The organism is Luteolibacter algae (assembly GCF_042683045.1).
In the GTDB taxonomy this organism is placed as follows: Bacteria; Verrucomicrobiota; Verrucomicrobiia; order Verrucomicrobiales; family Akkermansiaceae; genus Luteolibacter; species Luteolibacter algae.
Window position 1 is genome coordinate 354,533 of the sequence record NZ_JBHUIT010000002.1, and the last position, 16,676, is coordinate 371,208.

A 16,676-nucleotide genomic window follows, 5' to 3' on the forward strand; every position below is an offset into this window, starting at 1 on the left:
GAATCCTCTCCCACCATCTGGTGTGGAGGGGATTTTTTTACCCCCGGGGGATGTGCTTTCAGCAAGCTCCGTTCAATCCCTTCAAGAAGGCCTCAGCCTTTGTCATCGAGGTATTTCCACTGGCCCTTGAAGCGTTTGAAGCGGGACTTCTCGTGTAGCTCACTACGCTCGTTGTCACTGAAGTATTCCGCGATAAATTCGACTTTTCCCGTTTTATCGGCAGGACCGCCTTTCGATGTTCCCAGGATGGTGAGAAAGCTCCAGTCCGCCTCGTGTAGATGGGTTTCGAGCTCCTCCTTCATACCCGGCCATCGGCTCGCAGGATGCATGCTGGAAACGAGAAAGTCCGCGTTGCGGAAAAAATACGCGCTGTAACGGGCGCGCATCAGCTGAAGGGCGGTGGTGGGTTTATCCCGCCCGTAATGAAATGGCATGCAGCATTCCGCATAGATCTCCCGGCTCTTACAAGGGCACAGACCCGCTTCCCGTTCTCGGGGAATTTTCTCAATTTCATCGCTCATGGGTGGTGTTCTCCGCCGGATCCGAGCCTTTCGCAAGAACGGAAACGCATGCGCGGCTTACAAAGAAACTGGCGGCTTTTGGGAAGCGGGAATGCTGCACCTCGGTGTTATTTCCCGGTGAGAGGAGTCAGTTCATCCAGAATTTCCCGTGTCATGGGGCTCACCTGTTTCGCCGGGGAGGCTGGCACTTCGAGTTCCAGGCCCACAGCTCCTGCGCAAATATCATCACGGCATGCTTGTGCGGAAATATTCACCTTCACCGCTTGTTCCGGAGTCGCGAGCTTCACCGCGAAGTAGGAGACGCCCTGAAAACCCCAGGTGAACCAATGCATCTCCGGATCGGAAAAATCCGTGGGTTCGGTCTGTAGCCATCCGCCTTTGATTTCCTGGTCGATCGTGATCTCAGTCGGGAGTTCCTGGTTTCCTTCGACGATTTTCCGTCCCTTCAACCGCGCTGCGTTGTCCATTGCAAAGCTATGCCAATCGGCAAAATGCCTGGCCTGCACCAAGAGATATTCACCTACCACAGCGGCCCGGTAGCCGACCGCCTTTTCCTTCCCGCTGGACAGGTATGCGGTTTCCGACCAGCCTAGGGATAGATCCGGAATATTTTCTTCCACAGGAGCTTTGCGGAAATTCATCTGTCCCGTCTTCAGATTGATATCGCGGAGTTTCCCCGCTCTTAGCACGCCTAGCCTCACCACACTGTTCGGAGCATGGAAGAGCTTGATGTATACGGAAGGATCACTTGTCAACGGATTACTGGCTCTGCCATCCACACTAATGACAATGTCTCCAATCTCGAGATCGTGATGCCCGTTCATCGCCGCTTCGATATCGAGGCCGGTGACTTCCGAGGCGAAGCCTTTTTCCGGGAGGCGTAGTTTTTCTTTCTCTTTCTTTTGTAATTCCCGGCTTTCGAAAAACAATTGTGGCTCCACTGTCCAGTGACGGAATTCCAGGTCAGTCTTCCACCATTCCCGGGGTAGCGTGACCACCATTTCGGAAAGTTCCCCGTTTCGCTTCACGCCGAGAAGAATTTCCGGAGATAGTCGTGGGACCTTGTCGAGTTGATACTGGAGATCTCCAAAAGTTAGCACGGTGGTCCCATTCAGACTGGCAACCGTATCTCCCGCCATGATGCCGGCGTCAGCGGCTGCTCCCTTCGTCTCTTTCAAAAGCAGCCCCTTCGGCACATCCAGATATAGACCCAGCCGCTTGATATCGGGCGACCGGTATAGGTCCGAAATGGGGTCCAGCAGCCCGGCATGCGCCTTTTCTTGCATCGAATAATCCGCAATCAGATGGCACTCCGTGCAGCGGTTCTTTTGAATCACCTCCCGGTTCAGTAATCCGATATCCTCCGGCTTGAAATTGGCGGTCGCCCCGGTGGAAGCCCGTCTTCCCTCTTTGAACGCTTCATGTTCGGAAAGCCCCAGCGTTAGCGCCAGCTCCAGGCTGTCCAAATTCAGGTAGGTGTCTGCGGCGACTTCATCCCTCCCGCCATATCGCAAATAGATGTCCTCATTCCCATTGATGATGAAATAATAGAGAGAGTTGTGCCAGTCGCGGTCATAGTGGGCGATATTCACTCCTGACATGCTCGTCACCCGCGCTAGAACATAGCGGGACATCAGTTTCCCGCGCGGTGAATCCGGCTCGGTGTAGTAGTATACCTGTGCATCGAACTCGCGGCCGTTGACGCACGGTGCACAACGAAATTCGAGGAACAGCGGCTTACCGCTTGCCTTGGCCTCCGCGAGCGCCTCTGGCAAAGAGGCATGCCAAAACAACGCCTCTCCCCGGACTTCCGCTGCAAAAACGCAAGTCCAGAAAGAGGCTACTAACAACAAACAACGAAAAGCCATCATTCCAGCAGGGGAAGCATTTCAGAGACCGGCAGCCAATAGGTCCGTTGCCAGATTTCAGATACAGGCACGGTATCGGAATCCCCCTTCAAATGTTTCCAGACGGTTTCGTCATCGGCCGCAAATTCGGAATATTCTGACTGATCGATTTTTCCGTCCTCGTTCCCGTCCAGGTTGGAAAGAGATGCCGCCAGATGAACCTGCACGGCTTTCAGCCCCAGGTCCGCCGCAAAATGCGAAACGACTTCACTCTCATCGATCATCCCGTCTTTGTTCAGGTCATCACCCTCGAAATGTCCGCGCTGATGCCAATCCACACCGTCTTCCTCGATTTCTCCCCTGACAGGGACACCCAGAGAGTATTCCTTGATGTTCAGCTTTCCGTCTCCATCGCCATCGACTTTCATTTTGTCTTCCAATAGAAACACCAGCTGGCCACGGATCGAATCACGGATCTCAGCTTCATCCAGCTTCAGGTTCTTATCGAGATCCAGGTCTTTCAGATACTCCACATCCGCTTGGCCCATTTGAGCCATGCGCGAGAGGCGCTCGGCATGATGATCCTCATAGATCTTACGGTCTTTCTCAGGCATCTGGGCCAGTTCCGCCTCAGACTTTTTCATTTCCGGATGCACGGGAGGAGGATTTCCAAATCCCATTCTCCGCAAAGCGCTGACGAGCGGGACAAGTTTTTCCCCGCTTTCATCCACCTCGGAAAGTGCCAGGCGGATATGCCGGGATGAGATTTCGGAAGTCTCCGTAAGGACTTTTTCGGTTTCCGGGGAAACTTCCGCATGCAGGGCTGCCGAAAGCCCGAACAGACATAACAATGAAATTTTCATAATTAGAATTCGTAGGCTGCTCCGATGCGGAATTCACGGCCGGCACTTGCGAAGCCAGAGTCGGTGAAGATCGTGTGATCCTGGTATTGCTCGTTGAAGATATTGTCCACGTTGAGAGAGAGGCTCAGCCCCTCGACCTGCTTCACATCCCACCGGATAAACGTGTTCACGAGGAAATAGGAATCCTTTGCCGCAACAGCCGGGAATCGACCGAATGGAATTTCCTCCACTTCCTCCCGATACTCGATATTGCCACCAAATGTCAGACCGCTTTCCTGGTGGTTATAGCTCGCCTGGGTAATCCATTGCCGCCCGGCAACAACCATGCCCGTATCATCTAGATAGGCATATCCCTCCACCTCCGGATTATTTTCCGTCACTGATAGAGATACGAGAAAACCATCCTTTTGATAACCAACCCTGGCCTCATAGCCATCGTTCATCACGTCTCCGTAACTGGTTGCTCCGCCAATCGGATAAATGTAATTTTCGATCGTTTGGTCGAAATAGGATGCATCGGCAAAAAAGCCGTCACGCTCGAACGCTGCTGTGATTTTGAAGGTTTCCGCATCTTCGCCAGACAAGCCAGCTGGCTTGGCCGCCGGGAAAAACGCCTCGCGTATGCCCACTCCGCGGTATGCCTCCGCGTATCCCGCCGTGAGCGTGAACTCTTCCACCGGCTTGAACTCCAGCGCCACATTGGGGCTGAACTCGGATGAATCATTATCCGTGCCCGTGATGTCCTCGAAGTCATACACATCGAAGCGCCCACCGAAGCTCAGGCCGAACATCCGGTGAAACTGCCAATCGTTCTGGAGAAAGAAACCGTAGGCCAGCTCCTCCTCACTGGCACCCGTAACCCCGTAGGCCACGGATGTCACATCGCTCTCCGTGCTTTTGAAATCAAAGCCATAGGTGCTGGAGAAGGTATCGGTAAACATCGAGGTGTTGCGCACACTGATTCCGAAGGTTTCCAGCAAGGCATTCTCTCCTGTCGTTTCCCGGGTGTATTCCTGTCCGGTGAAATACGTGTTCGCCTTCAGGTCCACCAGGGGGTTGTTTCCAGGCGTAAAGCGGTAAGTCGCGCTGAATGTATCGCGGGAGATCTCATTGCGTTGCAAGACACCTGTTGGGCGCCCGGATGAATTGAGGAAATCCTCAGTCACATTGAGACGGTCATAGGCGAACGTGTCACTCAGGACATGCTCAAAACCGACATCCAGGCTGTGACCGCCATCAAAACGACCCGAAAGCTTCATGAGAAAGCTTTCCGAAGAATAGTCGGTCAAATCGACGTTGTCTCCATTTCCATCCTCGTAGTCATCCTTGTCCGTGTAACCACCTGAGAGGAGGATGGCCCAGTTCTCGCCGAGACGTGATGCGAGAGTCTGTGAAAAGCGATAGCCTTCACCGTTGGAATAATACATCCCCTTGCTCAGTCCGTAGAAATCTTCACCTTCCCCAATCAGATCGAAAGCGTTCTTGGTCTCGAATTGCAGCGATCCGTTCAATGCGCCGAGTCCTTGCAAGGCATTGCCGGCGCCACTGGAAACTTCCACCTGCTTGATGAGATCCGGCTCAATGACCACTGCACCATTGTGGTGCGAGATATTGCCCTAGACCGCACCATCGATTGTCACATTGCTCAAATTGCTTTCCAGCCCGTTGACGAAAATCTGCTGGGCCTGTGCGCGGCCGCCATTCACGTCCACGGCAGGAGTCTTCTGGAAGACTTCATCGAGATCCGTCGCATTGATCTCGACCAGATCCTCGGCGGTAACCAGGCCTGCCGCATCCAGCTGCCGCTCTTCCTCCCCGCGGACGACGAGAGGATCAAGCCCTTCGATCTCTTCCTCCCGCTCCGTGCCGGGTTCCTGTGCATTTGCTTGTAGGACCAATGCTGGTGCGGCCCCCATCACAAGCGCCAGCCTTGCTGACCTTCCGAGATTCCATTGTTGCGTTTGCTTCATGTCGCACGCCTTTTCCCCCGGATTGTTGCCGAGGTAAATATGTTATTGAGACGCAGTATAAATTAGGTGAATTATCTATCAAATGAAAAGGCCGGTGCCCTCTTCGGACACCGGCCTGATGAATTCTGCTTTCGTGGAAGTTACGCGAGCGGCGTTGTAACCTCTTCGACAGGGCCTGCGGAAGCGGCTTCCTCAGCTTTCTGATCACGCAGCCATGCACGGCGGGACATCTTCACGCGACCCTTTTCGTCCACGCCAAGGCATTTTGCTGTGAGCATTTCGCCTTTTTTGACGACGTCTTCCACTTTCTCCACGCGGCCTTCGGCCAGCTCCGAGATGTGAACGAGACCGTCCTTGCCGGGAAGCACTTCCATGAATGCACCGAAGGCGGTGACCGAAACAACGCGACCTGTGTAGGTGTTGCCGACTTCGATTTCCTGGAACATGCGGTCGATCATCGCTTTCGCGCGCTCGAGGCCTTCCTGCTTGGATGCGTAGATGTGCACGGTGCCATCGTCCTCGATGTTCAGCTCTGCGCCGGATTCGGCTTGGATGGCTTTGATGTTTTTACCGCCAGGTCCAATGAGCTCGCCGATACGATCCTGTGGAATCTTGACGGAAACGATGCGTGGCGCGTGGGCGCTGAGTTCCTTCGGAGTGGTGATGGACTCTGCCATTTTGGCGATGACTTTCGTGCGACCGTCTTTTGCGATTTTGATCGCTTCCTCAAGCATGGAGAGCGGGAGGCCCGGGAGCTTGAGGTCGAGCTGGTAGCCCGTCACACCGACATCGGTGCCGCAAAGTTTGAAATCCATGTCGCCGTAGAAATCCTCGGAGCCGATGATATCCAGAAGCATTTTGTGGGATTTGAGGGATCCATCCTCGTTGTTCTCGGTAACGAGACCTACGGAGATACCACCAACCGGGCGGATAAGTGGAACACCGGCATCAAGAAGAGCCATGGTGCCAGCGCATACGGAAGCCATCGAGGTGGAGCCGTTGGATTCCATAACTTCGGAGGAAACGCGCATGGCGTATGGGAAATCCTCTTCGGATGGGATGACGGGCTCGATCGAGCGCTCGGCGAGGGAGCCGTGGCCGATTTCGCGGCGGTTGATGCCGCCCATGCGTCCGCATTCACCTACGGAGAATGGAGGGAAGTTGTAATGGAGGATGAAACGTTTCTCATCCACACCACCTGCGTAGTTGTCGAAATGCTGTTTTTCATCAGCTGGTGCGAGGGTGGCTATGCCAAGTGCCTGTGTTTCACCACGGGAGAAAATAGCAGAGCCGTGGACGCGTGGCAGGGTGCCGACTTCCCCGTAGAGCGGGCGAAGATCGCCGATCTGGCGGCCGTCCGCACGGATTCCTTTCTCCATGATGGAGATACGGAACGCTTTTTTCTGAAGGTATTCGAAGGCCTGCTCGACATCGAAATCAGTTGCCTCGGGAGCACGCTCCTTGATGGCTGCTTCGACTTCATCGCGGAGTGCTCCGACCTTTTTGGCACGCTCGGTTTTGGAAGCGGCGTAGATTGCATCTTCGATGCGGTCGCCGGCGATTTCGTAGGCGATTTCGAGAAGATTTTCTTTTGCGAGCGTGAGTTCGTATTCGCGCTTCGGCTTGCCGCATTTCGCGACGAGTTCCTCCTGAGCTTCTACAATTTTGGTTACTGCTGCTTGGGCGAAGTGGAGGGCTTTGATGAATTCATCTTCCGGGAGCTCATTGGCTTGGCCCTCGATCATGATTACGTCGGTTTTGTTGCCAACATAGATGAGGTCGAGATCGCTTTCGGCACGCTCATCGTGTGTCGGGTTGATGAGGAATTCACCATCAACACGGCCTACGCGGACGGCGCCGATCGGGCCTTCGAAAGGAATGTCGGAAATGGCGAGGGCGGCTGATGCGCCGTTCATCGAGAGGATGTCGGAATCGTTGATGCCATCCGCACTGAGAAGAATGGCGACGATTTGTGTTTCGTAGAGGTAGCCTTTCGGGAAAAGAGGGCGCAGCGGGCGGTCCGTCATGCGGCAGGTGAGAATTTCCTTTTCGGTAGGACGGCCTTCACGCTTGAAGTAGCCTCCCGGGAAGACACCGGCTGCGGTGGCTTTCTCCTTGTATTCTACGGAAAGCGGGAACCAGGTTTGGCCCGGGCGCACTTTGGTTTGGGAAACAGCGGTGACGAGGATGATGGTTTCCCCGCAACGGACGGTTACTGCACCGTCCGCAAGTTTGGCAAGTTTGCCGGTTTCGATTGTCATCGGATTGCTACCGACATCAACCGTGACTGATTGGATGTTCATTTTCTTATGTTCTTCTTTTACTTACGTCAAAGCCCGGCTGCCGTGTGCAAGCCGAGCTATCATGGTTTTCGGGGAATCCCCGGGGGGAGGGTTCTTAAAAAGAACGCATACCCTTTTTGCGAGGCAGCCACGAGAGAGACTCCCGTGGCTGCTGTTGCGAGATGGTCCGGATTAGCGGCGGAGTCCGAGGTCTCCAATGAGTTTCACATAGCTTTCCTCATTCTTGCCCTTGATGTAATCAAGAAGCTTGCGGCGCTGGGCTACGAGCTTGAGGAGGCCGCGGCGTGAGGAGAAATCCTTTTTGTGCGCGTTGAGGTGATCCGTGAGGTGGAGGATGCGAAGGGTAAGGAGGGCCACTTGATAAGTTGCGCTGCCGGTGTCGCCTTCGTGTGCTTGGAACGACTTGAGGTCGATTTCTTTTTGTGGTGCGTTTACGCTCATAATAAATAAGGGATGGGCTTAGCGTTCATCGCCAAGCCGTCCTAGTCGCGCGGAATGAAGCGGGGATGAGAGTGGATTGCAAGGATTTTCGCTGTCTGGGCGGCTGGTTTGTTTATGTTTCTTAATGGTTTCTGGGTTGTTGAAAATTTTCAGGAGATGCGGTTCCACGGCATTTTTGCTAGCATCATGCCCATTCCGCAGGTGTCTGTGAGACCGGCAAAGGCCAGCCCGGATCCTACAAATAGGGGAATTCCAAGCCAGTAAGGATGAACCAGGAGACCCAATAGGGAGCCAAATACTACCAATGATCCGGCCGCGATTCTCACCTGTCGCTCCAGAGACATGGTTGATTTTCCATGATTCAGCGGCAGCCCGGCCGCGGCCCAGGCATCGATTCCCCCGTCGATGATGACGGTGTCGGCAAGGTTTTGTCCGGCGAGTTTTGCTTTGGCTTTCGCAGAGCGGGCGCCGGATTTGCAGAGAAGATAGATGGGCTGATTTTCCACAACCCCATGGATTTTATCCGCGTTGAGCTCATCCAGAGGCAGGAGGGTGGAGCCTTCAATATTCCGCTCTCTGTATTCCGCAGGCGTGCGCACATCAATGATCTGGGCTGGAGTGATCTGGCTGGAGGATAGCTTTTGATGGAGAGCTTCGACTTGGATTGTGTTCATGATTTATCTTTAAGGTGGCTTGGTAAAATTTCCAGCGATGACTCAATCTGCCGCGCGTATGTGGAATGGTTCCGGAAAATGCCGGGTGGCTATTGGCGTTCTGTCGTGTTTTAGTCTGGCCAGCGCGACTGATGACTTACTTTCTCTATGTATTCGATCTCACAGGTGTATTCTTTTTCGCCATTTCAGGGGCGATCGCTGGACGCAAGAACGAGATGGATATCTTCGGGATGTTTATGCTGGCTCTGGTCACCGCAATTGGCGGCGGCACGCTGCGGAGCCTTTTGATCGGAGTGACGCCGCCTCCGGTCTTGAGGGATCCGGCTTACATTTCGCTCGCGGCGGGCGCTACCATCGTCTCGCTGTTCGCAGAGCCACTGTGGGAGAAATGGCAGCGGGCGGTATCGCTCTTTGATGCGGTGGGGCTTGGAGTTTTTGTATGTATCGGAATACAGGTCGCACAGAATCAGGGACTTGCGCCATGGGCGTGCCTGGCGATGGGCTTGGTCACCGCGACTTTCGGCGGGGTGCTAAGAGATCTTTTCCGGGCAGAGGTTCCTTTGATTTTCCGGAAGGAGATTTATGCGACGGCGGCTTTGCTCGGCGGGCTTGTCTACCTTTTGGGTGACTTGCTGGGAATGCTGCCACGTTATAATATACCGATTACCACGGTGGTGACCGCCGGGATCCGCCTAGCCGCGATCCATTTCGGGTTGCGGCTGCCCCTCCAGGCGAGAGAGGAATAATAGCGTTACCAGGTCTGCCCTCGGAAACCTCAGCCTTTCAAATGCCGCATGCTTTCCTGGATGCTCTCGATCGGGTGCGGTGATTGATCCTGCTCCACGTGGCAATGTTTCACACCGGCGGCCTGGGCGGCAGCCATGATTGGCTCCATCGGGATCATGCCATTGCCGATTTCCTTGAACGCATCTTCAGGAAGCTTTCCGTAGGTCGGGATCTCAATACCCTTCTTGAGGTCCTTCAAATGAAGCTGAGCTACGCGGCCTTTGAGCTTTTCGATCAGTTCCAACGGCTCTTGGCCGGCGGCTTTGACCCAGAAGACGTCGATTTCGAACATCATCTCGGGGCTGAACTCGGCGATGAAAATATCGTAACCGTTTTGACCGCCTTCCATGGGCTGGAACTCGAAATTGTGGTTATGGTAGCACAGTTGGATGCCCGCTTGCTTACTGATCTGAGCGGCCTGATTGAATTTCTCCGCCAGAGCTTTGTAGCCATCCAGATTTGTGCGGAGAGGCTCCGGCACGTAAGGGATGACGAAGTGGCTGAGACCGATGGAGTGTGCGAGGTCCACGTTTTTCTTGAACTCGCCAAGTTCCGCGTCTTTTGCCTTAACGATGGTGTTCACATCAATATGGCTGGAGTTCACAGCCAGGCCATTTTCCTTCGCTGCCTCAAGCATTGGCCCGGCATTCGGGAATCCGTAGATCTCGACTTGTTTGTAGCCTGCTTCCGCGACCGCTTTGAAGGTGCCTGGAGTGTCGGTTTTCAGCGCATCCCGCAGGGTATAGATCTGCAGTCCCATATGATCAATGTAGGGGCTGGTATACTCTCCGGCGAAAAGCGAGCGGACGCTTGTCAGCGCGAGGACTGTTCCAGCGGTGTTGCGGAGGAAGTGGCGGCGGTTCAAGGTTTTCATGGAAGAAGAATGATGGGTTTGATGCTTTGCTACAAGAGGGTTTATCGAGCGCCGGCAAGTTCCTGGCAGGTTTTGATATCGAGTTTTCCGGAGGCGAGGAGCGGGATCTCGCTAACCGGAATGATGACCCGCGGGCACCAGAGGGAAGTCAGCCCGTGATCGAGGAGTTTGTAACGTAGATCGATGCATTCCTGCTCCAGCGCCTGGCTGGCGATGGTGGAGAGCAGCACGATGGCTTCGCCCTTTTGCTCGTCGGGGATGCCGACGATGGCGATTTTTCGCTCGGTTTCACTATCAAGACCCAGAACCTGGTTGATGGATGCTTCAATGGTTTCGTGGGGAACCATCTCTCCCGCGATCTTGGAAAAACGCGAAATGCGTCCCTGGATATGGAGGAAGCCGTGCTCGTCCATCTTACCAACATCTCCTGTTTTGAACCAACCGTCACTGGAGAGGACCTCTTTGGTCTTCTTCTCGTCGCGGAGATAACCGGGAAAGATATTGGAGCCTTTGAAAATAATAATGCCTGGCTGATCCAGTGGGACGGATTTTTCCGTGGCGGGATCGATCAGTTTGATGGCGATGCCGGGAAGCAGCTGGCCGACGGAGCCATTGGAGCGTGCGGGTAGGATATGCGTGTCCGCTTGATCTTCCGGACATGGTAGGTTCACGTTGGTGGCCGGGGAGGTTTCCGTCAGGCCATAGCCTTCCATCGGGCGGACGCCGAATTTTTCTTCGAAGGAATCCGCGAGGTTTTGCGGGAGTTTCTCGGCACCGGTAACAATGAGTTTCAGTGACTGGAGTTGTGCGGGATCAATGCGTTTCATGTAGCCGCGAAGAAAGGTCGGCGTCGCGAGCAAGACATTGATCTGGTGGAGGGAAATAAGCTCCGCGAGTCTCTTGGTCTCCAGCGGAGACGGGTAGGTGATGAGGTTTATGCCCTCAATGACCGGATACCAGAGGGTTACCGTGCAGCCGAAGGAGTGGAATAGCGGGAGACTGCCGAGCAGGGAGGCGTCCCGTCCGATGTTCAGGCGTGAGGCGAATTGGGTAACGTTCGCGAGAACGTTGCGGTGGGAAAGTGGCACTCCTTTCGGCTCTCCGGAGGAGCCGGAGGTAAAGAGCAGAATGGCTTCATCATTGTCGCGGCGTTTGTTGAGGCCCAGTAGAGTCGCCAATGCAGCGGCGGGAAGGAGTTTTGAAATAATCCCCCATTTTACGATTTCCTTCTTCAGCTCCGGAATCGTGCGCTCGATGAAAATGAGATCCCGGTTCGGCGGCCAGGGGAAGGTGGATACTTTTCTGACAAAAGGATCGGCTGTGATAAAGCGATCGACATCGGCTTGCCTGATCGATGAACGGATGGCCTGGTGGGAGGCGGTGAAATTGAGGTTAACCGGGATCTTTCCGGCGAATAGCACTGCGAGATTGGCGATGAGGCCGCCTTTCCCCGGGGGCAGGACGATTGCCACGCGCGGCTTATCGGTTTCCTCGCGGATATATTTGGATAGCGCGATGGCAACGGGTAGGATCTTGGAGAAATTCAGGACGGAATCGTCCGCGCCATCGACCAACTTGTCGGCGGGATTGTTTTTCAAGCCGTGGAGTAGGGCGGTGGCAAGCGAAGTTTTGAGAATCGCGCGGGAGGAGTAAGCTTCCTCGAAAGCTTCGAGAATGCCCGCCTGGTAGGCAGGCAAGGAGACATCTCCGGCAGAAATCAGGCTGCCCGGACATATTACCGCGTATGGCAGGGAGGAAATCTTTTCGATGCTCAGGCAGGATTCGCGCGGGCAGTCCAGAGCGATCGGGAGCACAGGCAGTTTGAACGCGGTGAGAGTTTTCAGATGTCCGGCGGGAATGTGGACGGGAGTCGCCGGGCGGGTCGCCGCGCGCCCGGGAACATACAGGATAATGCCGTTGTCTTTGAGGAAATTGGCGAATTCCCGGCCAGCTGCGGCGGGATTTTTATCCGTGATGGAGAACATTGCTCCGGAGCCGGATTTTTCCATGTGACCACGCAAGGCGGGATCGTGGTGGTCGTTTTCCTCGATGAGGTAGGTGATTTTCCGTCCTTGGAAAAGCTTTTCGAGATGGAGGAGCTGATTGAAATCGAGGCGTCCGGGGATGGCTAGAAATCCGGTGGATGGGATGCGGTCTTGGTGCAGGACTTGGATGGCGGCGGACATTTTTTTGAAAGCTTTCTAGGGAATAGATGCGGGTTTTTAGCGCTGGTAGCACGGATTTTTTTGTAAAATCAACGGAGTTTTAAGGAATTGAACGGAGATGACGCTGTTTGTAGTAAGTTATCATCATATCTTGATTTGATGATTTGACTCTTGAATCCCTTCCTGCGCACGCCTAGCCTGCGGCATGGCACAGCAGGATTTTACGGCGGAACTCGAAAAGAGCCTCTCAGAAAAAATTATGGTGCTGGACGGCGCGATGGGCACGACAATCCGCACCTACGGTCTGGATGAGGCTGCGGCCAGAGGCGGGGAGTTCAAGGATAATGAAAAGGATCTGCTGAACAACGGGGATATTCTCTCACTGACTAATCCCGGGGTGATTGCTGATATTCACCGGCGTTTTTACGAGGCGGGTTCTGATATTTGCGAGACGAACACCTTTTCCGCTACCGGCATCGCCCAGAGCGAGTTTTTCGTGGAGGATCCTCGTGAGACGGGAGGAAGAAAGGATCCTGAGTTTTTTCAGAAGATTCTGGAGAATGATTTTTTGAATGAGCTCGCCTGGCGAATGAATGTGGAGGGCTCCCGCCTGGCACGTAAAACCGCGGACGATGTGGCAACGGATACCGGCATCAAGCGGTATGTGGCGGGCGCGATCGGGCCGCTGACAGTTTCCCTGAGCAACTCTCCGGATGCGGAGGATGCGGCGTTCCGCGTGGTAACGTTCGATCAGGTGCTGGAAGCCTACCGGATGCAGGTGCGGGGCCTCATCGAAGGCGGGTGTGATATTCTGATGATCGAGACGATTTTCGATTCGCTCAACGCAAAGGCGGCTGCCGTGGCCGTGCAGGATGTCTTCGAGGAGCAAAAGCTGACTCTGCCGGTGATCGTTTCCGCGGCTGTCGGCCTGGGTGGCGAGACGATGATTTCCGCGCAGAAGGTGGAGGCGCTCTGGAATGCCTTCGCACATATCAAGCCGCTTGGCATCGGACTGAACTGCTCTCTGGGTCCGGATTTGATGAAGCCGTTCCTTGAGGAGCTTTCCGGCGTTGCGGGCACTTATGTATCGGCTTATCCGAATGCTGGTCTGCCAAATCCATTGGCGCCAACCGGCTTTGATCTGGAGCCGGAGCACATGAAGGAATTCATGAAAAATTTCGCGGAGAGCGGCTTGGTTAATTTCGCCGGCGGATGCTGCGGGAATACCCCTGAGCACGTCAGAGCCATCGCGGAGGGAGTAAAAGGGGTTGCACCAAGAGCGGTGCCCGGGCGATGAGGTTTATGGCGACTATGAGATCGCTTTTCCGCGGAACTTTGAAAGTATGAAGCATGGATAGCACATTAAATTTCGATTCATTGCTTATGTTTTTTGAACTCCTGCTGTTTCTCCTGAGGCAGTGGACGCTATAATTTTATGAAATCTATCAAACCAGCCCTTCGACTATCCGGCACGGAAGCCTATAATCATGATGAAGGAAAAGGCTTCCTCATGATCGGTGAACGGACGAATGTCGCGGGTTCCCCGAAGTTTGCGAAGCTAGTGCGCGCCGGTGATCTGGAGGCTGCGGTGGAAGTCGCAAGGCAACAGGTGGAAAATGGAGCGAACGTGATCGATATCTGTTTCGATGACGGCCTGATTGACGGAAAGGCGATGATGGCGCGTTATCTGGATCTCCTGCAGGGTGAGCCGGATGTCGCGAGGGTGCCGATCATGGTGGATTCCTCGAAGTGGGAAATTCTCGAGGAAGGTCTCAAGCATCTTCAGGGAAAAGGGATCGTGAACTCGATCTCGCTAAAGGAAGGTGAGGAGATCTTCAAGAAGAACGCCCGGCACATCATGAAATACGGAGCGGCCGTCGTGGTGATGGCTTTCGATGAAAACGGGCAGGCTGCGACTTATGAGGAAAAAATCCGCATCTGCGAGCGGGCCTACCGGATTTTGGTCGATGAAGTCGGCTTTAATCAGAATGACATTATTTTCGATCCCAATATCCTGACCGTTGCAACGGGGATCGAAGAGCATAACAATTACGCGCTGGATTTCATCAATGCGACGCGTTGGATCAAAGAAAACCTGCCGGGTGCGAAAGTTTCCGGCGGAGTCTCCAATATCTCGTTTTCCTTCCGGGGGAACAACGCTGTCCGCGAGGCAATGCACTCCGCATTCCTCTATCACGCCACAAAGGCCGGGATGGATATGGGCATCGTGAATGCGGGAATGCTTGAGGTCTACGATGAGATTCCCAAGGAGCTCCTCACCTGTGTGGAGGACGTGCTTTTGAACCGTAGTGACGAGGCGACGGAGCGTTTGCTTGATCTGGCGGAGAGTTTCAAAGGGGTGGGCGGGAAGAAGCTGGAAGAAGATCTCTCGTGGCGGGAGGAATCTGTCGAAAAACGCCTGGAACATGCACTTCTGAAAGGAATTGATCGCTTTATCGATGAGGATACGGAGGCTGCCCGGTTGAAATACGGCAGGCCTTTGAAGGTGATTGAAGGTCCATTGATGGACGGGATGGGAGTGGTGGGTGATCTTTTCGGAGCCGGAAAAATGTTTCTCCCCCAAGTGGTAAAGTCCGCCCGTGTCATGAAAAAGGCGGTCGCTTGGCTTTTCCCCTACATGGAGGCTGAAAAGGCGGAAAACCTCGCTGGCAACATCGCTGCCATCTTGGAAAAAAATCCCGGCATGACGAGGGACGAAGCCCTGAAAATCGCCGAGCGCGGTAATTCTGCCGGACGTTTCCTTATCGCAACGGTGAAGGGTGACGTGCACGACATCGGGAAAAATATCGTTGGCGTGGTGCTGTCCTGCAATGGCTTTGAAGTCACCGATATGGGGGTGATGGTTCCTTGTGACAAAATTCTGGACCGGGCCGTGGAAATGGGCGCCGATGTGATCGGGCTGTCCGGGCTCATCACTCCCTCGCTCGACGAGATGGTGCATGTCGCCAGGGAAATGGAGCGTCGTGGGTTCAAGATCCCATTGCTCATCGGTGGGGCGACAACTTCCGCCGCCCACACTGCGATCAAAATTGCCGAGCATTATTCCGGCCCGGTGGTTCACGTGCTCGACGCTTCACGTTCGGTGCCTGTGACCACTTCGCTGCTCTCGAAGGATCAATACGAAGGTTTTGTCAGGGAGCTGCGGGAGAAGCAGCAGAAGGCGCGCGACAATTTTCTCGGCGGCCCGAAGAAGGAAACCATATCGCTTGCGGAGGCCAGGGCAGAGGCGCCGAAAATTGATTGGGAGAATTATACCCCGCCGGTTCCGGATTTCACTGGCACGAGAACGATCGAGCCGGAGATTGCAGATCTTGCCGGATATATCGATTGGACCCCGTTTTTTCATGCCTGGGAGCTTCGCGGCGTCTGGGATCGGGATAAGAAAATTCTGAAAACAAAAAATGAGGGGGGAGCGGCCGAGGCAAAAAAACTCTACGCGGAGGCCAATGTTTATCTGGAAAATCTCATCAAGGAGGATCGTCTCAGAGCCCGGGGGATCTACGGATTTTTCCGCGCGAATTCGCATGGGGACGACATCAGGGTCTGGAATGAGGATGGTAGCCTGCGGACCACGTTCCACACTCTGCGCCAGCAGCTCAAGAAAACCTCCGGTAAACCAAATGCCGCGCTTTCGGATTGGGTAAAACCGATGGGGGAAGATTACCTCGGCGGCTTTGTGGTAGGCATTCACGGGGCGGACGAATACGCACGTGAACTGGATGCCCAGCACGATCCATACGGCTCAATTATGGTCAAGGCGCTCGCTGACCGCCTGGCGGAAGCTTTTGCTGAAATGCTCCACCGCAAGGCGCGGATCGATTGGAATTACGAGGCGGAAGGTGAGCTGACAAAAGACGCGCTGATTCATGAGAAATATCAGGGAATTCGCCCGGCGCCAGGCTATCCGGCCCAGCCGGATCATACGGAAAAGCCAATTCTCTTCGATCTTCTCGGAGCAAGCGATGCCACCGGCGTGGAACTCACCGAAAGCTGCGCCATGCATCCGGGAGCGGCTGTTTGCGGCATCTACTTCTCCCATCCGGAGAGTCACTATTTTGCCCTTTCGGATCTGCAGAAGGATCAGGTGGAGGACTATGCACAGCGTAAAGGCATGACGGTGGAGGAAGCGGAGAAATGGCTCGGGCCATGGCTCGGCTACGTGACGAAGTAGCCTGTTTCCATGCCTGGCGGGGAAATTTTCTTTCCTGTGG

13 protein-coding genes are annotated in these 16,676 nt (G+C 54.5%); 3 read left to right on the plus strand and 10 right to left on the minus strand.

What is annotated here, in order from left to right:
- Positions 1-92: 92 nt before the first annotated feature.
- The 8 genes from ACFSSA_RS02780 to ACFSSA_RS02815 all read right to left on the minus strand — a co-directional run bounded on the left by ACFSSA_RS02780 (position 93) and on the right by ACFSSA_RS02815 (position 8,619).
- On the minus strand, positions 93-521 hold the full coding sequence (locus ACFSSA_RS02780; RefSeq protein ID WP_386818246.1) for a YchJ family protein: 429 nt from the start codon (positions 519-521) through the stop codon (positions 93-95).
- Positions 522-628: 107 nt separating this feature from the next.
- On the minus strand, positions 629-2,371 hold the full coding sequence (locus tag ACFSSA_RS02785; protein ID WP_386818247.1) for a Trx7/PDZ domain-containing (seleno)protein: 1,743 nt from the start codon (positions 2,369-2,371) through the stop codon (positions 629-631).
- A 17-nt stretch (positions 2,372-2,388) separates the two neighbouring features.
- Positions 2,389-3,231, minus strand: coding sequence for a CREC-EF hand family protein (locus ACFSSA_RS02790; RefSeq protein WP_386818248.1), 843 nt, complete (start codon positions 3,229-3,231; stop codon positions 2,389-2,391).
- A gap of 2 nt (positions 3,232-3,233) precedes the next feature.
- Entirely contained in the window at positions 3,234-4,820 is a 1,587-nt protein-coding gene (locus ACFSSA_RS02795; protein WP_386818249.1) for a TonB-dependent receptor domain-containing protein, read from the minus strand.
- Between the two features lie 27 nt (positions 4,821-4,847).
- Positions 4,848-5,201 carry a TonB-dependent receptor plug domain-containing protein gene (locus ACFSSA_RS02800; protein WP_386818250.1) on the minus strand — a complete coding sequence of 118 codons (354 nt, stop codon included), beginning with the start codon at positions 5,199-5,201 and terminating at the stop codon, positions 4,848-4,850.
- Positions 5,202-5,341: 140 nt separating this feature from the next.
- Positions 5,342-7,504, minus strand: coding sequence for a polyribonucleotide nucleotidyltransferase (locus tag ACFSSA_RS02805; protein WP_386818251.1), 2,163 nt, complete (start codon positions 7,502-7,504; stop codon positions 5,342-5,344).
- A gap of 171 nt (positions 7,505-7,675) precedes the next feature.
- Positions 7,676-7,945: a 30S ribosomal protein S15 gene (gene rpsO, locus ACFSSA_RS02810; protein WP_386818252.1), complete on the minus strand. Its 270-nt coding sequence runs from the start codon at positions 7,943-7,945 to the stop codon at positions 7,676-7,678.
- A gap of 149 nt (positions 7,946-8,094) precedes the next feature.
- Complete coding sequence (locus tag ACFSSA_RS02815) at positions 8,095-8,619, minus strand: rhodanese-like domain-containing protein (protein ID WP_386818253.1); 525 nt, start codon at positions 8,617-8,619, stop codon at positions 8,095-8,097.
- A gap of 131 nt (positions 8,620-8,750) precedes the next feature.
- On the opposite strand from ACFSSA_RS02815, the gene ACFSSA_RS02820 reads away from it, so the two are divergent.
- The gene (locus ACFSSA_RS02820; RefSeq protein WP_386818254.1) at positions 8,751-9,365 is read left to right on the plus strand and encodes a trimeric intracellular cation channel family protein; all 615 of its coding nucleotides are present in this window, start codon (positions 8,751-8,753) and stop codon (positions 9,363-9,365) included.
- A 29-nt stretch (positions 9,366-9,394) separates the two neighbouring features.
- Here ACFSSA_RS02820 and ACFSSA_RS02825 read toward each other — a convergent pair whose 3' ends face one another.
- Both ACFSSA_RS02825 and ACFSSA_RS02830 read right to left on the minus strand, forming a co-directional pair.
- Complete coding sequence (locus ACFSSA_RS02825) at positions 9,395-10,279, minus strand: sugar phosphate isomerase/epimerase family protein (protein WP_386818255.1); 885 nt, start codon at positions 10,277-10,279, stop codon at positions 9,395-9,397.
- Positions 10,280-10,320: 41 nt separating this feature from the next.
- Entirely contained in the window at positions 10,321-12,465 is a 2,145-nt protein-coding gene (locus tag ACFSSA_RS02830; protein ID WP_386818256.1) for an AMP-binding protein, read from the minus strand.
- Positions 12,466-12,649: 184 nt separating this feature from the next.
- Here ACFSSA_RS02830 and ACFSSA_RS02835 point away from each other — a divergent pair, with 184 nt between their 5' ends.
- The gene (locus ACFSSA_RS02835; protein ID WP_386818257.1) at positions 12,650-13,741 is read left to right on the plus strand and encodes a homocysteine S-methyltransferase family protein; all 1,092 of its coding nucleotides are present in this window, start codon (positions 12,650-12,652) and stop codon (positions 13,739-13,741) included.
- Between the two features lie 138 nt (positions 13,742-13,879).
- Complete coding sequence (gene metH, locus ACFSSA_RS02840; RefSeq protein WP_386818258.1) at positions 13,880-16,636, plus strand: methionine synthase; 2,757 nt, start codon at positions 13,880-13,882, stop codon at positions 16,634-16,636.
- Positions 16,637-16,676: the final 40 nt, after the last annotated feature.

Excerpts from the sequence above, each read along its gene's own strand:
- ACFSSA_RS02780 (WP_386818246.1), bottom strand. The coding sequence starts at position 521 with ATGAGCGATGAAATTGAGAAAATTCCCCGAGAACGGGAAGCGGGTCTG.
- ACFSSA_RS02790 (WP_386818248.1), bottom strand. The coding sequence starts at position 3,231 with ATGAAAATTTCATTGTTATGTCTGTTCGGGCTTTCGGCAGCCCTGCAT.
- ACFSSA_RS02800 (WP_386818250.1), bottom strand. The coding sequence starts at position 5,201 with ATGAAGCAAACGCAACAATGGAATCTCGGAAGGTCAGCAAGGCTGGCG.
- ACFSSA_RS02805 (WP_386818251.1), bottom strand. The coding sequence starts at position 7,504 with ATGAACATCCAATCAGTCACGGTTGATGTCGGTAGCAATCCGATGACA.
- rpsO (WP_386818252.1), bottom strand. The coding sequence starts at position 7,945 with ATGAGCGTAAACGCACCACAAAAAGAAATCGACCTCAAGTCGTTCCAA.
- ACFSSA_RS02815 (WP_386818253.1), bottom strand. The coding sequence starts at position 8,619 with ATGAACACAATCCAAGTCGAAGCTCTCCATCAAAAGCTATCCTCCAGC.
- ACFSSA_RS02820 (WP_386818254.1), top strand. The coding sequence starts at position 8,751 with ATGACTTACTTTCTCTATGTATTCGATCTCACAGGTGTATTCTTTTTC.
- ACFSSA_RS02825 (WP_386818255.1), bottom strand. The coding sequence starts at position 10,279 with ATGAAAACCTTGAACCGCCGCCACTTCCTCCGCAACACCGCTGGAACA.
- ACFSSA_RS02830 (WP_386818256.1), bottom strand. The coding sequence starts at position 12,465 with ATGTCCGCCGCCATCCAAGTCCTGCACCAAGACCGCATCCCATCCACC.
- ACFSSA_RS02835 (WP_386818257.1), top strand. The coding sequence starts at position 12,650 with ATGGCACAGCAGGATTTTACGGCGGAACTCGAAAAGAGCCTCTCAGAA.
- metH (WP_386818258.1), top strand. The coding sequence starts at position 13,880 with ATGAAATCTATCAAACCAGCCCTTCGACTATCCGGCACGGAAGCCTAT.